Origin of the sequence: Acinetobacter sp. ANC 5378, from assembly GCF_013004315.1 — a bacterium.
GTDB lineage: Bacteria > Pseudomonadota > Gammaproteobacteria > Pseudomonadales > Moraxellaceae > Acinetobacter.
Map to the genome: position 1 here is coordinate 1 of NZ_JABERK010000072.1, position 15,200 is coordinate 15,200.

16 protein-coding genes and 1 pseudogene are annotated in these 15,200 nt (G+C 40.5%); 12 read left to right on the forward strand and 5 right to left on the reverse strand.

Features of this window, described 5'->3' with window-relative positions:
- Positions 1 to 230 precede the first annotated feature (230 nt).
- Complete coding sequence (locus HLH16_RS13725; protein ID WP_171529761.1) at positions 231 to 1,373, forward strand: acyl-CoA dehydrogenase family protein; 1,143 nt, start codon at positions 231 to 233, stop codon at positions 1,371 to 1,373.
- Positions 1,374 to 1,407: 34 nt separating this feature from the next.
- Here HLH16_RS13725 and HLH16_RS13730 read toward each other — a convergent pair whose 3' ends face one another.
- The 3 genes and pseudogenes from HLH16_RS13730 to HLH16_RS15965 all read right to left on the reverse strand — a co-directional run bounded on the left by HLH16_RS13730 (position 1,408) and on the right by HLH16_RS15965 (position 2,341).
- The gene (locus HLH16_RS13730; RefSeq protein ID WP_171529762.1) at positions 1,408 to 1,926 is read right to left on the reverse strand and encodes a type 1 glutamine amidotransferase domain-containing protein; all 519 of its coding nucleotides are present in this window, start codon (positions 1,924 to 1,926) and stop codon (positions 1,408 to 1,410) included.
- 158 nt (positions 1,927 to 2,084) lie between these two features.
- Positions 2,085 to 2,261, reverse strand: a pseudogene (locus tag HLH16_RS15805) (AMP-binding enzyme); the annotation flags it as partial.
- The gene (locus tag HLH16_RS15965; RefSeq protein WP_350644156.1) at positions 2,210 to 2,341 is read right to left on the reverse strand and encodes an AMP-binding enzyme; all 132 of its coding nucleotides are present in this window, start codon (positions 2,339 to 2,341) and stop codon (positions 2,210 to 2,212) included. The pseudogene HLH16_RS15805 and the gene HLH16_RS15965, both read right to left, overlap by 52 nt.
- Before the next feature lie 542 nt (positions 2,342 to 2,883).
- On the opposite strand from HLH16_RS15965, the gene pheA reads away from it, so the two are divergent.
- The 4 genes from pheA to HLH16_RS13755 all read left to right on the forward strand — a co-directional run bounded on the left by pheA (position 2,884) and on the right by HLH16_RS13755 (position 7,919).
- On the forward strand, positions 2,884 to 3,993 hold the full coding sequence (gene pheA / locus HLH16_RS13740) for a prephenate dehydratase (protein ID WP_171529763.1): 1,110 nt from the start codon (positions 2,884 to 2,886) through the stop codon (positions 3,991 to 3,993).
- Positions 3,994 to 4,072: 79 nt separating this feature from the next.
- The gene (hisC, locus tag HLH16_RS13745; protein WP_171529764.1) at positions 4,073 to 5,179 is read left to right on the forward strand and encodes a histidinol-phosphate transaminase; all 1,107 of its coding nucleotides are present in this window, start codon (positions 4,073 to 4,075) and stop codon (positions 5,177 to 5,179) included.
- A 3-nt stretch (positions 5,180 to 5,182) separates the two neighbouring features.
- Positions 5,183 to 7,429 (forward strand): bifunctional prephenate dehydrogenase/3-phosphoshikimate 1-carboxyvinyltransferase, encoded by a 2,247-nt coding sequence (locus tag HLH16_RS13750; protein WP_171529765.1) that lies wholly within the window; start codon positions 5,183 to 5,185, stop codon positions 7,427 to 7,429.
- Between the two features lie 109 nt (positions 7,430 to 7,538).
- Entirely contained in the window at positions 7,539 to 7,919 is a 381-nt protein-coding gene (locus HLH16_RS13755; protein ID WP_171529766.1) for a hypothetical protein, read from the forward strand.
- 208 nt (positions 7,920 to 8,127) lie between these two features.
- Here HLH16_RS13755 and HLH16_RS13760 read toward each other — a convergent pair whose 3' ends face one another.
- Positions 8,128 to 8,757 carry an alpha/beta hydrolase gene (locus tag HLH16_RS13760; protein WP_171529767.1) on the reverse strand — a complete coding sequence of 210 codons (630 nt, stop codon included), beginning with the start codon at positions 8,755 to 8,757 and terminating at the stop codon, positions 8,128 to 8,130.
- Positions 8,758 to 8,881: 124 nt separating this feature from the next.
- Here HLH16_RS13760 and yaaA point away from each other — a divergent pair, with 124 nt between their 5' ends.
- The 5 genes from yaaA to HLH16_RS13785 all read left to right on the forward strand — a co-directional run bounded on the left by yaaA (position 8,882) and on the right by HLH16_RS13785 (position 13,317).
- Positions 8,882 to 9,664 carry a peroxide stress protein YaaA gene (yaaA, locus tag HLH16_RS13765; RefSeq protein WP_171529768.1) on the forward strand — a complete coding sequence of 261 codons (783 nt, stop codon included), beginning with the start codon at positions 8,882 to 8,884 and terminating at the stop codon, positions 9,662 to 9,664.
- 192 nt (positions 9,665 to 9,856) lie between these two features.
- Positions 9,857 to 10,090 (forward strand): hypothetical protein, encoded by a 234-nt coding sequence (locus HLH16_RS13770; protein WP_171529769.1) that lies wholly within the window; start codon positions 9,857 to 9,859, stop codon positions 10,088 to 10,090.
- Positions 10,091 to 10,467: 377 nt separating this feature from the next.
- Complete coding sequence (locus HLH16_RS13775) at positions 10,468 to 11,790, forward strand: NCS2 family permease (protein WP_171529770.1); 1,323 nt, start codon at positions 10,468 to 10,470, stop codon at positions 11,788 to 11,790.
- Between the two features lie 79 nt (positions 11,791 to 11,869).
- Positions 11,870 to 12,871 (forward strand): adenosine deaminase, encoded by a 1,002-nt coding sequence (locus HLH16_RS13780; RefSeq protein ID WP_171529771.1) that lies wholly within the window; start codon positions 11,870 to 11,872, stop codon positions 12,869 to 12,871.
- Between the two features lie 86 nt (positions 12,872 to 12,957).
- Positions 12,958 to 13,317, forward strand: a complete 360-nt coding sequence (locus HLH16_RS13785; protein ID WP_250850283.1) for a hypothetical protein — start codon at positions 12,958 to 12,960, stop codon at positions 13,315 to 13,317.
- Between the two features lie 67 nt (positions 13,318 to 13,384).
- Here HLH16_RS13785 and HLH16_RS13790 read toward each other — a convergent pair whose 3' ends face one another.
- Positions 13,385 to 13,939 (reverse strand): cytochrome b, encoded by a 555-nt coding sequence (locus HLH16_RS13790; RefSeq protein ID WP_171529772.1) that lies wholly within the window; start codon positions 13,937 to 13,939, stop codon positions 13,385 to 13,387.
- A gap of 223 nt (positions 13,940 to 14,162) precedes the next feature.
- On the opposite strand from HLH16_RS13790, the gene HLH16_RS13795 reads away from it, so the two are divergent.
- Both HLH16_RS13795 and rnhB read left to right on the forward strand, forming a co-directional pair.
- The gene (locus tag HLH16_RS13795; RefSeq protein ID WP_171529773.1) at positions 14,163 to 14,555 is read left to right on the forward strand and encodes a hypothetical protein; all 393 of its coding nucleotides are present in this window, start codon (positions 14,163 to 14,165) and stop codon (positions 14,553 to 14,555) included.
- A 63-nt stretch (positions 14,556 to 14,618) separates the two neighbouring features.
- Positions 14,619 to 15,197 (forward strand): ribonuclease HII, encoded by a 579-nt coding sequence (gene rnhB, locus HLH16_RS13800; RefSeq protein WP_171529774.1) that lies wholly within the window; start codon positions 14,619 to 14,621, stop codon positions 15,195 to 15,197.
- Positions 15,198 to 15,200 lie beyond the last annotated feature (3 nt).

Consider the following 15,200-nt stretch of genomic DNA (forward strand, 5'->3'; position numbering starts at 1 on the left):
GTGACAAAACCTGAATCCTGGTCGTTAAAGTGTTTGTTTGCACTCATATTTTAACTGTTCGGACTCAGGTTTTTTTATTTAAATCAAACTATGGGACAGCAGTGGCTTCGGCTTCCTTTTTTATTGACCCAAAAGTCATGAAATATGAGGTCTATAGAACATGACAGATCTCTATAAAATGAATAGGATGGGGAAGGAATAAATACAACAACCACATACAAGGACGCTATATGTTGGCTTATGATGCTGATTTAGAACTGTTTCGCGATAACTTTAAACGCTTTTTGAATGAACATATTGCGCCGCATTATGAACAATGGGAGCTGGAAGGCATTATGCCGCGTTCGATCTGGAATGCATTGGGCGAAAATGGTTTCTTGTGTGTTGATGTGCCCGAGGAATATGGTGGTTATGGGGTTCCAACCCATTACTCACTCATGCTGGTTGAAGAGTCTGCGCGTGCAGGATTTAGCGCATTATCTACCGGTATTTCATGTCATTCTGAAATTGCAGCGCCGTATATTTTGCATATTGGTAGTGAAGAGCAAAAACAATACTGGTTGCCGAAAATGGTTTCTGGTGAGGTTGTCGGTGCTATTGGGATGACTGAACCGGGAGCGGGTTCAGACTTGCAGGCCATGCGTACTAATGCGATTTTACAGGGTGATCACTATCTGTTAAATGGTTCAAAAACCTTTATTTCAAATGGTCAACACGCCGATTTGGTGGTGCTGGCAGCAAAAACTGATCCTCAAGCACGTGCAAAAGGCGTGTCTTTGTTGCTACTGGATACGCATTTAGAAGGTTTTAAAAAGGGCACCAACCTCAACAAAATTGGTTTGCACTCACAAGATACTTCGGAATTATTCTTCGATAATATTAAAGTACCGAAGGATCAATTACTGGGGCAGCCAGGTCAAGGTTTTGCCTATTTAATGCAAGAATTACCACGCGAACGTACTGCGATTGCTTCAACAGCCATTGGTGCGATTCGCGGTTCAATTGATGTCACTGTTGCTTATGTGAAAGAGCGTCAAGCCTTTGGCCAGCCGATTAGCCAATTTCAGAATACCCGTTTTGTTTTGGCACAAGCGAAAATTGATGAACTGGCAACAGCTGCATTTTATAACCAGAATGTCGAACTGTACATGCAGGGTAAACTGGATGTAGAAACTGCTGCGGCACTAAAAAGTTTTGCAACGGATATGCAAATGAAGATTGCCGATAACTTATTACAACTGTTTGGCGGGTATGGTTATATGACTGAATATCCAATTTCACGTTTCTTTGTAGATGCCCGTATTCAACGAATATATGGTGGTACCAATGAAATTATGAAAGAAATTGTGGCACGTAGCATATTGGGGCGCTAATCCTTGAAATAAAAAAGAGCTATATGGCTCTTTTTTATTGACTCAACACCATCAGGCTTTCTTCAATAAAGGCGGGTAAATCGTCAGGTGAGCGGGAAGAAATATACAGATTATTATCATTCACGACTCCTACGTCGTAATAAACCGCACCAGCATTGATCAGATCAGTGGCGAAAGTTTTAAGTGTAGTCATTAATCGCCCTTTCACTACTTTCGCGCTGATCAGTAGCTGGGGATTGTGACAAATACTCATAATGGGCTTTTTTGCATGGGCAAATTTACGTATAAAATTGACAAAACGAGCATCACTACACAGGCGGTCAGGCGAATGACCACCGGGAATGAGTAAGGCATCAAAATCATGCACTGAAACATCATCAATACTTTGGTCGATGGTCACTGCAGATTTACGCTTTTTACCGTAAACAATATTGCCTGCTCTATTTTCAATATTCAAAATACTATGACGTGCGGCACGAAAGGCCTGTACGGGTTCTGAGTATTCCAAATCTTCAAAATCATGAGTCACTAAAACTGCGATTCTTTTTGACATTATTATTCTCTGAATTGCTTTATTAAAAGACTATAAATTAAACATTAAAGTTTTGTGATGGAGTTTGGTAAATGACTATTGCAAAAGAAAAAGTCCCGAAAATAGGGCTTCAGGGCTGGATTTAAGTGCTGTAATGAGTTGAGTCTAAGTGATATTTTTTATTGTTCCCTTTGTCGAAGTTCAGCCCGTAGAATTTTTCCGACTGTTGACTTTGGTAACTCATTCAATATCTCAATGAATTTTGGGGCTTTATAGGCAGTCAGGTTTTCTTTGCAGTGTTTTATCATGTGATCATTTGAAAGGTTTGGGTTACTGGACGTAATAAAGGCTTTGACCGATTCTCCATGTGTTCATCCGGTATGCCAATGACTGCAGCCTCAATGACATCAGGATGTTCTACCAGAATAGCTTCAATTTCATTGGGATAAACATTAAAACCAGAAAAATTACCATATCTTTTTTACAGTCCAGGATTAACAAAAGCCATCTGGATCGACTTTGGTTATATCGCCGGTATGTAACCAACCATCAACATTTGATTTTTTATGTCAGTCCTGACATTGACCTTTTAACATCGAGTAAACAGGTGTTTTTCACAATGATTATATCTGCCAAACAGTAGAATTAAATTTGAAAAAATCAAGTCAAAAAGAATCCTGATTAAGTGCTTTAAAATATGAGATTATTTGCAAATACCGATAAATTAATTTAACCATATGACATAAAATCGGCCTGAATGTTTCAAATTTAACGATCTACGCTTATAGCTCAATTTTGAGAAAATTGGCAAAAAGTCATCAATTTTAAATATTCATGGCAAAAACATGAGGAATAAAACTGCTGATTAAATCAACTGTATGTTTTTAAGACTGAATCAATCAAAGTCTTATTGCGTAACATTTGAAAGCTAACTATTGTTATACTGTTTGCATAATGTTTTCGAAGGGCGACATAACAATGATCAACGACGATCAAAACACCAAGACTTCTCTTGACCTTGCTCAAATTCGTGAGGATATTGACTCTGTAGATCAGCAGATTCAACAACTTATCAATCGTCGAGCGAAATTGGCAGAAGCAGTGGCAAAAGCAAAATTTGCTTCTGAAGAGAATCCAATGTTTTACCGTCCTGAACGTGAAGCACAAGTTTTACGTAATGTTATGCAGCGTAATGAAGGGCCGTTATCTGATGTGACCATGGCGCGTTTATTCCGCGAAATCATGTCGGCTTGTCTGGCACTAGAAGCCCCACAAAGTATTGCATTTCTGGGGCCTGTCGGCACATATACCCATTCAGCAGTACTGAAACATTTTGGTCAGGATGCGATTGTCCGCCCACTGCCAACCATTGATGAAGTGTTCCGTGAAGTGGAAGCGGGTAGTGCACATTATGGTTTGGTGCCTGTGGAAAACTCATCTGAAGGTGTGGTGAACCATACTTTAGACTGTTTCAAGTCTTCGCACTTAAACGTGATTGGCGAAGTTGAACTGCGTATCCATCATCAATTTTTAGTGTCATCAAATACCCGTAAAGACAGCATCAAACAGATTTATGCACATCAACAAACTCTGGCGCAATGCCGTGGCTGGTTGGATGCCCATTATCCGGGTGTTGAACGTGTTGCCTTAAGTTCAAATGCTGAAGCTGCCCGCCGTATTCGCAATGAATGGCATTCAGCAGCAATCGCCTCTGATGTCGCTGCAAGTATTTATGACCTGGAAATTCTACACGGCAATATTGAAGATAATCCGGAAAATACCACGCGTTTCTTGGTGATTGGCCGTGAAAAAGTACCACCAAGTGGTAATGACAAAACTTCTTTGCTGATTTCTGCACATGACCGTGCCGGTGCCCTGCTTGAAATTCTGGCGCCGTTTGCAAAACACAATATTAGCTTGACCAGTATTGAAACTCGTCCTGCATTGCCAGAAAAATGGGCCTATGTATTCTTCATTGACCTGGAAGGTCATGTGGAACAGGAAAACGTCAAAGCGGCAATTGAAGAAATTCGTCCTTTGGTGAAAGAGGTTCGAGTTTTGGGTTCTTACCCGATTGCAGTATTGTAAATCTTATCCATTAAAGCAGTGGTCAATTTTTGCATTCAAGTTGACCATATTTATCACTTGAAATAACTGGAAGAGTAACATGTCGTTTGTCCCTGCCAATGAAGGCATCTCAAAGTTAAAGCCTTATCAACCAGGTAAACCTATTAGTGAACTTGAGCGTGAGTTAGGGATTACTGATATCGTCAAATTGGCCTCGAATGAAAATCCGTTGGGTTGTTCTGAAAAGGTGAAGCAAGCCGTGGCTGCTGAACTGGCAGAAATTGGACGATATCCGGACGGTGGTGGTTTTATCTTAAAAGACCAGATTCAGGCACAATTTGGCGTGACTGCTGACCGGATTACTTTGGGTAATGGTTCAAACGATTTGCTTGAAATGTTTGCCCGTGCATTCGTTTCTGAAAAAGATTCTGTGGTGTATAGTCAGCATGCGTTTGCAGTATATGCCTTGGTGACTCAAGCGATTAATGCAGAAGCAATTGAAGTGCCTGCCAAAGGTTTTGCTCATGACTTGGATGCCATGGCAGCAGCAATTCAAGACAATACCAAACTGATCTTTATTGCCAATCCAAACAACCCAACCGGAACCTGGTTTGAAGAAGCTGAATTTGAAGCCTTCATGCAAAAAGTACCGACCAATGTGATTGTGGTTCTGGATGAAGCCTATGTGGAGTATTTCCCGGAAAACTTCAACAGCTTAAAATTCTTGGAACAATATCCAAACATTATTGTCAGCCGTACCTTGTCTAAATGTTATGGCTTGGCAGCGCTTCGCGTTGGTTTTGCTTTGGCATCAGCCGAAGTGACTGATTACCTGAACCGTATTCGTCAGCCATTTAATGTGAATCATCTTGCAATGGTCGCAGCAGTCGCGGCATTGAAAGATGAAGACTTTATTGAACAATCGCGTATTGTAAATAAAGCGGGCATGAAGCAGCTTGAACAAGGCTTTGATGCGCTTGGCTTAGATTATGTACCTTCACGTGCCAACTTTATTTTGGTCGATGTACAGGCTGATCCTGCGCAAACGTTTAATGCCTTGTTGAAAGAAGGTGTGATTGTACGTCCGGTGGGTATTGCAAATCATCTTCGTGTATCCATTGGTACTGAAGCTGAAAATGCCAAGTTCCTGACAGCACTTGCCAAAGTACTGGATTTGGAAACAAATGGTGTAGAGGAAAAAGCCTAAGCCATGTCTCAGCCACTGTTTGAAAAAGTTGCCTTTATTGGACTTGGGCTGATTGGCTCAAGTCTGGCTCGTGTGATCATTGCTGAAAAATTGGCAAAGCAAATTGTTGCATCCACACGTTCGCAAAAAACGCTGGATGATGCAAAAGCGCTTGGACTGATTCAGGAAGGCTATAGCAATCCTGTCGATGCCGTACAAGATGCAGATCTGGTGGTTTTGGCTTTGCCTGTTCGTGCAACGCAAAAGGTACTGGAAACCATCAAGCCTTATTTGTCTGCTAAAACCATTATTACCGATGTGGGCAGTACTAAGGGTAATGTGGTTGATGCTGCAAAAGCGGTATATGGTGAAAATCTACCTGAAGGTTTTGTACCGGGTCATCCGATTGCAGGTGCCGAACATACCGGTGTACATGCAGGTAAGGTCGATTTGTTTGCTAACCACAAAGTCATTTTGACACCGTTACCGAGCAGTGGCGACTGGGCCGTGAATAAGCTGATTCAACTTTGGCAAGCGGCAAAAGCGGAAGTCATTTGCATGGATGTGGACAAGCATGATGAAGTGCTGGCACATACCAGTCATCTTCCGCATTTGATGGCATTTAACCTGGTTGAGCAACTGGCAAACCGTGAAGATAATCTGGATATTTTCCGTTATGCTGCCGGTGGATTTCGCGATTTTTCGCGCATTGCAGCCAGTGATCCGCAAATGTGGCATGACATCTTTTTTGCCAATAAAAAAGCGATTTTGAATGCGGTCGATGGTTTTGAACAACAACTCGCACAAATCCGTAAACTGATTGAAAATGAAGATTCCAAAGCATTAATTGGACTGTTAGAGCATGCACAGGCTGCGCGACAACACTTCAATCACATGCTTTCTAAGAAACCTTTGATGGAGAACGATAAAGTGACACAACAATTTACCATTTTGCCGGGTGATAAGACATTTAAAGGTAAATTTACCGTGCCAGGTGACAAATCGGTGTCACATCGCTCCATCATGTTTGGTGCGATTGCTGAAGGTACAACGCACGTGACAGGTTTCTTGGAAGGTGAAGATGCTTTAGCGACGCTTCAGGCATTCCGTGATATGGGCGTTAGCATTGAAGGACCTAAGAATGGTGAAGTGACTATTCACGGTGTGGGAATCAATGGTTTAAAAGCACCGGCAAGTGCTTTGTACATGGGTAACTCGGGTACATCCATGCGTTTGCTTTCAGGCATGTTGTCCGCACAGAAGTTTGATTCTGTGATGACGGGTGATGCTTCATTGTCTAAACGTCCAATGGAGCGTATTGCCAAACCATTACGGGAAATGGGTGCACAGATTCAAACCACAGGTGAGCGTGGTACACCGCCAGTTTCAATTACTGGCAGCCAAAACCTTCAAGGTATTCACTACGACTTGCCAATGGCATCGGCTCAGGTGAAATCAGGAATTTTATTGGCGGGTCTTTGGGCAAATGGTGAAACTTCGGTGACTGAACCTGAACCAACCCGTGACCATACTGAACGTATGTTGCGCGCTTTTGGTTATGAAGTGAAAACTGAAGGCAACCGTATTTCACTGCAAGGTGGCGGTAAATTGGTGGGAACTGAAATTCAGGTGCCATCTGATATTTCATCTGCTGCGTTTTTCATGGTCGGTGCTGCCATTACTGAAGGTTCAGATGTGACCCTTGAAGCGGTCGGGATTAACCCAACCCGTACCGGTGTGATTGAAATTCTAAAACAAATGGGTGCAGATTTAACTGTAGAAAATGAACGTGTTGCCGGTGGTGAGCCAATTGCGGACATTCGTATTCGCGGAAGTCGTACCTTGAAGGGTATTCATATGCCGGAAGATCAGGTGCCATTGGCGATTGATGAATTCCCGGCACTGTTTATTGCTGCGGCATGTGCCGAAGGTCAAACCATTTTGACCGGTGCTGCTGAACTTCGTGTGAAAGAGTCTGATCGTATTCAAGTGATGGCAGATGGCTTGCAAACCATGGGCATTGACTGCACACCAACAGATGATGGCATCATTATTGAAGGTAAAGGTAAATCAGGTGACTGGTCTGCAATTTTCAATGGCGGTGAAATTGAATCGCATCATGACCATCGTATTGCGATGAGTTTTAGTATGGCAGGCTTGCGTACTTCAGGTGAAATCAAAATTATTGGTACTGAAACTGTGGCAACCAGTTTCCCGACATTCACTGAACTTGCAAATCAAGCCGGTTTGGCGATTCAAGTGAGTGAGTAATTAGTCTAATTTTGTATATTTGTTGGAAAACAGCCAAGCTTTTGCTTGGCTGTTTTGTTTTTATTGCTTATGCTAAAACCATACAACAAGAATGTGTTTGGATGCACCGATGAGAAAATTACAATTTACTGCAAACTGTGAAAAGCATAATCATGTGTCGCAGCAATCGAATGATTGTCATGTGACTCAGGAGTATGTTGCAGATCTTTTGTCTAAAGAATTGGGTCAATACGGTTTTCAGACCTTGTCACAAAGTGGTGATCAGGTTGCTGTAAGTGTAGACAATCAATCTTTACCTTTATCTGTCACTTGCCAGGGGCATGATGCAGAAGGGCATTTAGTTTGCGAGATTACCTCGTACCCAGATGAAGAGCAGGATTGGCTAGATCGTATTACCGAACAAAGTTTATTGAATCAATTGGCTCAAGCGGTTGAAAACACCTTAAAAGAAGATGAATCTTTTAGTGAGTTTAAATGGACGACGGGCTAATCGTAAAATATAGTTGTGAATGCGGCTTTTATAAGTCGCATTTTTTTTCATCACATTTTTTAATGTGTCATTTCTTCGATTTGCTCATCTTAGTAAAAATACTAAAAAGCCCATTCAATAGAGATATATTTTCTAGAAAAGTGAAATTTAAAAATGAATAAAAAAGACCATCTTCATGATGGCCTTTTTTATTCATTTTCGATGCTGATTAGACAATTAAAAAGCGAGAGATCGCAATCCGTAATTGCTTTAAATATCCAGTAAAGAAATGGTTTGCACCCGGTAATATTGTCAATAAATGACGTTGTGGTTTAGCCCATTCGATTAAGTCAGACAATAAAGTGACTTCATCGGCTTCACCATGGATAAACAGAATATCACCTTTAATGGCAGGGGTAACATAATGGCGTAGACCTGCCACAGTCGCTGTGGGTAAGCCACATAAAATCAATTGCTTCGGTTTAATTTCATCAGGCAGTGCATGATAACTTTTCGCCATTACATGTGCGCCAAAACTAAAGCCACCCGCATAAAAAGTCAGGCTGATATGTTTACTGCGAATTTGTTTAATGGCGTCTAGAATATCATCCGTTTCACCATGACCTTCGTCATGGAGGCCATCACTTTGACCTGAACCGCGAAAACTCGGACGATAGACAATGCAACCGCGCTCAAGAAACATTTGAGCCAAAAGCGTGGGTACCTTATGCTGCGGATTACCGCCTTGCAAAGGGTGGGGGTGACATACAATCGCGAATCCTTTCACTTCACCCTGTGGATAATCAACAAAAATTTCAAGTTGACCGGCAGGGCCTTGAATGAAAATTTGCTCGGACATATAGTAACCGATGGATAACAGGAGAATGAGGTATTTTACCGATAATGTTCAGCAAAAACACAAATTGGAAATAAAATAAGTCTACTGTTATAGTTTGTTTAATTATTTTTTGATCAGGTTATTCATGCTCGCCTTAATTTCTCCTGCCAAGACTTTAGATTATGAATCTGCATTACCAACCGATGCGCATACCTTACCAAGATTGCTGGAACATTCACAAGAACTTATAGACGTAAGTCGTAAACTGTCTGCTGCAGATATCGCCAATTTAATGAGCGTGAGTGAAAAAATTGCCAAATTGAATGTGGAACGTTTCAATGATTGGCAGTCTGAGTTTAATTTTTCCAATGCTCGTCAGGCTTTATTTGCTTTTAAAGGCGATGTTTATACCGGTTTAGATGCTTATGATCTGAATGATCAATATATTGAATTTGCACAAAATCACTTACGCATGTTGTCTGGGCTGTATGGTTTATTGCGTCCCTTAGATTTGATGATGCCGTATCGTCTAGAAATGGGCACAAAATTGCAAAATCCACGTGGTCATAACTTATATCAATTCTGGGGCGATCATATTACCCGCTTGATCAATGAGGATTTGGAACAAGCCAATTCAGAATTATTGGTCAATATTGCGTCGGATGAATATTATAAGTCAGTGATTGAGCGCAAAATTAAAGCCGAAATCATTAAGCCTGTGTTCTTGGATCAAAAAAATGGCAAATACAAAGTGATCAGCTTTTATGCCAAAAAAGCACGTGGTTTGATGGCGCGCTATATTATCGAAAATCAGTTGAATCAGGTGGAAGACTTAAAATCATTCAATACTGATGGTTATTATTTTGATGCTGAAAGTTCACTTAAAGGTGAATTGGTGTTTAAGCGTGATGAGCAACAAGCTGCTTAAGGTTGTTTGGGTAGGCAAAAAATCCCGAAACTAATCGGGATTTTTTTTAAAGGTTAGAATAATAATTTTTATAATAATGAAATGGTTAAAGTTAAATACAGGAAAAACATTTAATGAAATGTGATGTACATCACATTTTTTATGGTTGTTTGTTATGATGATGAAAAGTTGCCTGAATAATAAAATTTTGTTATGAAAAAATTATTAATCCTAATCATCATTTTTGCCGTGCTAGTACTCGGGTATTGGGTTTATCAGGATTCAGAACTAAAAAAAGAGAAAGAAGTAAATCAGTTGATTGATGATGCACATCAGTCACTCAATATCATAGATAGCCATCCTAATAAATTTATCTTTAATAATGAGGTTAAAGTCTTTCCTGCTCATTCTTCAAATCGCTTTATTGCTAAATCAAGTGAACTTTAGTCGTGCAGTCCGGATTCATAAATTTTAAAGTGTTGTTATCTTATTGAATTTTATTGAATAATAAATTTTAGAAACAATAAAAAATCATTGTGCTATAATTTGCCACAACCATAATTGAATCATTATATTTGTTTTATAAATATATGATTTATTTAAACGAAGTAGAGCTGCATAACTTTTATGCAGCTTTTTTGTTTACAATTTTTGTCATTTGACTGTTTTAGCTCTTATGAGAAATTGTTCAATCTACTTGTTTTGAATGGGAAAATTGGCATATCCATTGCTTGACAGCTATAAAATTAATGATGATTCGGCCTAGAGGATCATTAATTTTATAGCGTGCTAACGGCATAAAGTTTACTTACCGGGGTAAAGTCATGACGACTCCTAATCCATCTTCAGAGAATATGCTTGAACGCTTATTTAAGTTAAGCGAAAACAAAACCAGTTTTCGCACAGAAGTTCTTGCAGGTGTAACCACTTTCTTAACGATGTGTTACATCATTATTGTCAATCCAATGATTTTGTCCGAAACAGGCATGGATCATGGGGCTGTCTTTGTCGCAACCTGTCTGGCAGCCGCAATCGGTTGTTTGGTTATGGGAATTGTTGCGAATTATCCAATCGCACTTGCGCCGGGTATGGGCTTGAATGCTTACTTTACCTATTCTGTGTGTATGGGGATGGGTGTGCCTTGGCAAACTGCACTGGCTGCTGTGTTTGTATCAGGTTTGATCTTCATTGCGATCAGCATGTTTAAAATTCGTGAAGCCATTGTCAATGCGATTCCAATGTCATTAAAACTGGCGATTGGCGGTGGTATTGGTATGTTCCTCGCACTGGTTGCTTTAAAAAATGCCGGCATTATTGTGGATAATCCTGCAACCTTAGTGGGCCTGGGTGATTTAAAACAACCTTCAGTACTGCTGGCTTTGCTTGGTTTCTTAATGGTTGTAGTGATGCACCACTTTAAAGTGCGTGGCGCGATTATTATCAGTATTTTAGTCATTACTGCTATTGCTACAGCATTGGGTTATAACCAATTTCAAGGTGTGGTTGGTCAGATTCCATCTATCGCCCCAACATTCTTGCAAATGGACTTCCAAGGCTTGTTCACTGCTAGCTTGGTGGGCGTGATCTTTGTATTCTTTTTGGTCGATTTGTTTGACTCAACAGGCACATTGGTGGGTGTATCACACCGTGCAGGCTTATTGAAAGACGGTAAATTACCGCGTTTGAAAAAAGCACTTTTTGCGGATTCAACTGCAATTGTTGCAGGTGCGGCTTTGGGTACATCTTCAACAACGCCTTATATTGAATCATCTGCGGGTGTTGCAGCGGGTGGTCGTACAGGTTTAACTGCTGTTGTTGTTGGTGTTATGTTCTTGTTATGCCTGTTTTTAGCACCACTTGCGCAATCTGTACCAAGTTTTGCTACCGCACCAGCCTTGCTATTTGTGGGTGTGTTGATGATTCAGGGAATTGTACACATTGACTGGGAAGACATCACTGAAGCGGTTCCTGCCTTTTTAACTATCGTATTTATGCCTTTTTCCTACTCAATTGCAGATGGTATTGCGATGGGCTTTATCAGCTATGCGCTGATCAAGCTATGTACAGGTAAGGCGAAAACTGTTCCATATATGGTATGGATTATTGCTGCACTTTGGGCATTGAAATTTGCTGCATTTGGTGGCTAATTCACCAAATTCACAGTAGGGTGTAAACTCAGTTTGCACCCTTTTTTATTTTTTGAAAAAAGTTTTATAAGGATAAGATATGAATCAACTTGAGCTTATTCAAGCGCTGCCAAAAGCAGAGTTACACGTACATATTGAAGGGACTTTTGAGCCTGAACTCATGTTCGCCATTGCTCAACGTAACCATATTGATATTCCGTATAAATCTGTAGATGAAGTAAAACAGGCTTACAACTTCCACAATCTGCAATCTTTCCTCGATATTTATTATGCAGGTGCCAATGTTTTGGTGCTTGAGCAAGATTTTTATGATCTGGCTTGGGCATATTTTGAAAAATGCGCTGCAGATAACGTTGTGCATACCGAAATGTTCTTCGATCCACAAACGCATACCGATCGTGGTGTGGCATTCGCAACGGTGATTAATGGTTTGCAGCGCGCCTGTGATGATGCAAAAGCCAAATTGGGCATTACATCGCATTTAATCATGTGTTTCTTGCGTCATTTAAGTGAAGAAGCGGCATTTCAAACTTTAGAACAGGCTTTACCATTTAAGGATCAAATTATTGCTGTCGGTCTGGATTCAAGCGAAGTGGGGCATCCACCATCTAAGTTTGAACGGGTATTTGCCAAAGCACGTGAAGCAGGCTTTTTAGTGGTGGCACATGCAGGCGAAGAAGGTCCGGCAGAATATGTATGGGAAGCTTTGGATTTGCTTAAAGTGAACCGAGTGGATCATGGTGTACGCTCAGAAGAAGATCCGAAACTCATGCAACGTTTAATTGCTGAAAAAATGCCTTTAACGGTGTGTCCTTTAAGTAACTTAAAGCTTTGCGTCGTTGATAATATGGCACAGCACAATATCCGTCGTTTATTGCAACAAGGCGTGCATGTGACTGTAAATTCGGATGATCCATCGTATTTTGGTGGATATATGAATGATAACTTCATTGCGATTGCTGAAGCCTTGGATTTATCTAATGATGAACTAAAGCAATTGGCTAAAAATTCGTTTGAAGCATCATTTATCTCTGATGCTGAAAAACAAAAATGGTCACAACAGATTGATGCTTTGGTGTAATCTTTTCCTTTGAAAAATGCTTTTGGATTGAGCAGATTGATACATTGATCTGCTCAATCATTGCTTGTTAAAAATTAGGTTTTATTTTGAAAAAGAGTCTGTGCTGGATATCTGCTATTGCTTTGTTGGTTGGTTCTGTATCAGTTTTTGCGACCGATAAAAATTCTACTTTAACTCAGAAAATGTTGAAACCAGTGGTTGAACAAGGTTGTAAAAGTGAACTCAATGATTCAAAAATCTGGCAATCAGCGACCTTATTTATGAGTTCAGAGCGTCAAAGTTCGGTGCAAAAACAAATCTGTGGCTGTGTCAGTGACAATGCCCTGAATGATGTGTCTGCAAAAGATCTGGCAATGGCATCGTTGAGTGAAGAGGCTAAAAATAGTCTGATTAAACAAGCCGTGTTAAATAGCGTGAAGGGTTGTACTCAAGAAGCCCTGAAGTAAGTTTGAAAATAAGAAAAAGCCGCATCTGTGCATAAACTGATGCGGCTTTTTATTGGACGTTATTTGGCTATTTTTCTTGTCGAATCATACTGCGTAAAATATTATCTTTATCTATAAAATGATGCTTTAAAGCAGCAGCGATATGTCCTGTCACCAGAAAACCGGCAAACCACGACAAATAAATATGGATAGGCTTAACAATGGCTAACAGTTCAGGATTGTCTTGAACCAGACGCGGGATTTCAAATAAGTACAAAACAGGCGCAGGATGTCCAGCACTCCAGCTAAACAAACAGCCGGTAATCGGTAATGCGAGCAACATTAAATATAAAGCCAAATGCCCAAAATGTGCCAAGACTTTCATTGATGGCGACATCGTGTCTGGCAGTTGTGGAACGGGGTGAGTATAGCGCCAAAACAGACGAATCAAGACCAGAAATATAATCGTTGTCGCGATATTTTTATGTAAGGTGATGACTTGGCCTTTAAAGCTGCCATCAACATCATAACTTAAAAAATTTCCGCTATAAAAACCAATCAACCATGCGGCAATGAAAATAACCGCCATCAGCCAATGAAGTATTTGTGCTGTACGGGTATAGTATTGTGAAGTGCTTGTCATGTTAGACCAACATGTAATTTATAAGTCTCAGCATGCTAATCAAACAGCGTATTTAAAAAAACGATGAATATGGAACGAAGCGTATAATCCTTGCAACGCTGAAAGCGGTATTGTTTTTGTACAGACAATACGCAGCTGGAAAATTCATTTGAAATATCGATTTCTTCTAAGGAAAAGTTTCGGCAGAATATGCCCAACAGATTTTATAACAAAGGATTTAACTGTGAAAAAATTAATTGCTGTACTTGCCCCTTTAACTTTAGCGCTTACTGCATGTGTATCAACTGGCACAACGACAGGCACAACGGGTGCAACAGGCACGCAATCGGCAACTCAGCAACTTGGAAACGCTGCAATTAAAATTGCAATTAATGCGAAATGTACAACCGAGTTGAATAATATTGCTGCATGGCAAACAGCGACTAAATTGATGACTGCAACTCAAAAACAAAATATTCAGTCTGAAATTTGTGGTTGTGTCAGTGAAAAAGCGCCACAAAGCGTAACAGCTGTAGATTTGGCAACAGCAGCGATTGATCCGGCAGCACGTACGACAATTGTTTCAAATGCAGTCACTAAAACAATTAACGCCTGTGTTGCTGAAGCAGTACAATAATCGTCAATGAAGTAATAAATAGGCTGACTTGTTCAGCCTATTTTTTTTGTAGGTAGATAGGTTATGAAAATCGCTGGTGCAGATGAAGCAGGGCGTGGCCCACTTGTGGGTTCAGTTGTTGCAGCTGCAGTTATTTTAGATCCCAATAACCCGATTGAGGGCTTGAATGATTCTAAAAAACTCACTGAAAAAAAACGTGAAAAGCTATTTGTAGAAATACAGGAAAAAGCTCTGGCGTGGGCCATTGCTGAAGCGAGTCATGAAGAAATTGACGAGATCAACATTCTTCAAGCATCATTGTTAGCGATGCGCCGCGCTGTAGAGGCTTTAAACATACAACCTGAGCATGTGTTGGTGGATGGGAATAAAGTCCCACAGGGCTTAACGATGAGCTGTGATGCCGTAGTGGGTGGTGATGCGCTGCATGCAGAAATTTCAGCTGCCAGTATTTTGGCAAAAGTCACGCGTGACCATCAAATGGTAGAGCTTGATCAGCAATATCCGCACTTTGGCTTTGCTAAACACAAGGGTTATCCAACCAAAGCCCATTTTGAGGCGATTGCGCAACATGGTGTGATTGATCAGCATCGTCGCAGTTATGCACCAGTCAAAAAAGCATTGGCTTTACTTGAACAAAACTAATGT

Bases quoted from the DNA above. Each gene is read 5' to 3' on its own strand.
- HLH16_RS13750 (WP_171529765.1), top strand. From the start codon at position 5,183: ATGTCTCAGCCACTGTTTGAAAAAGTTGCCTTTATTGGACTTGGGCTG.
- HLH16_RS13770 (WP_171529769.1), top strand. From the start codon at position 9,857: ATGAAAAAATTATTAATCCTAATCATCATTTTTGCCGTGCTAGTACTC.
- yaaA (WP_171529768.1), top strand. From the start codon at position 8,882: ATGCTCGCCTTAATTTCTCCTGCCAAGACTTTAGATTATGAATCTGCA.
- pheA (WP_171529763.1), top strand. From the start codon at position 2,884: ATGATCAACGACGATCAAAACACCAAGACTTCTCTTGACCTTGCTCAA.
- hisC (WP_171529764.1), top strand. From the start codon at position 4,073: ATGTCGTTTGTCCCTGCCAATGAAGGCATCTCAAAGTTAAAGCCTTAT.
- HLH16_RS13780 (WP_171529771.1), top strand. From the start codon at position 11,870: ATGAATCAACTTGAGCTTATTCAAGCGCTGCCAAAAGCAGAGTTACAC.
- HLH16_RS13760 (WP_171529767.1), bottom strand. From the start codon at position 8,757: ATGTCCGAGCAAATTTTCATTCAAGGCCCTGCCGGTCAACTTGAAATT.
- HLH16_RS13775 (WP_171529770.1), top strand. From the start codon at position 10,468: ATGACGACTCCTAATCCATCTTCAGAGAATATGCTTGAACGCTTATTT.
- HLH16_RS13725 (WP_171529761.1), top strand. From the start codon at position 231: ATGTTGGCTTATGATGCTGATTTAGAACTGTTTCGCGATAACTTTAAA.
- HLH16_RS13755 (WP_171529766.1), top strand. From the start codon at position 7,539: ATGAGAAAATTACAATTTACTGCAAACTGTGAAAAGCATAATCATGTG.
- rnhB (WP_171529774.1), top strand. From the start codon at position 14,619: ATGAAAATCGCTGGTGCAGATGAAGCAGGGCGTGGCCCACTTGTGGGT.
- HLH16_RS13790 (WP_171529772.1), bottom strand. From the start codon at position 13,939: ATGACAAGCACTTCACAATACTATACCCGTACAGCACAAATACTTCAT.
- HLH16_RS13730 (WP_171529762.1), bottom strand. From the start codon at position 1,926: ATGTCAAAAAGAATCGCAGTTTTAGTGACTCATGATTTTGAAGATTTG.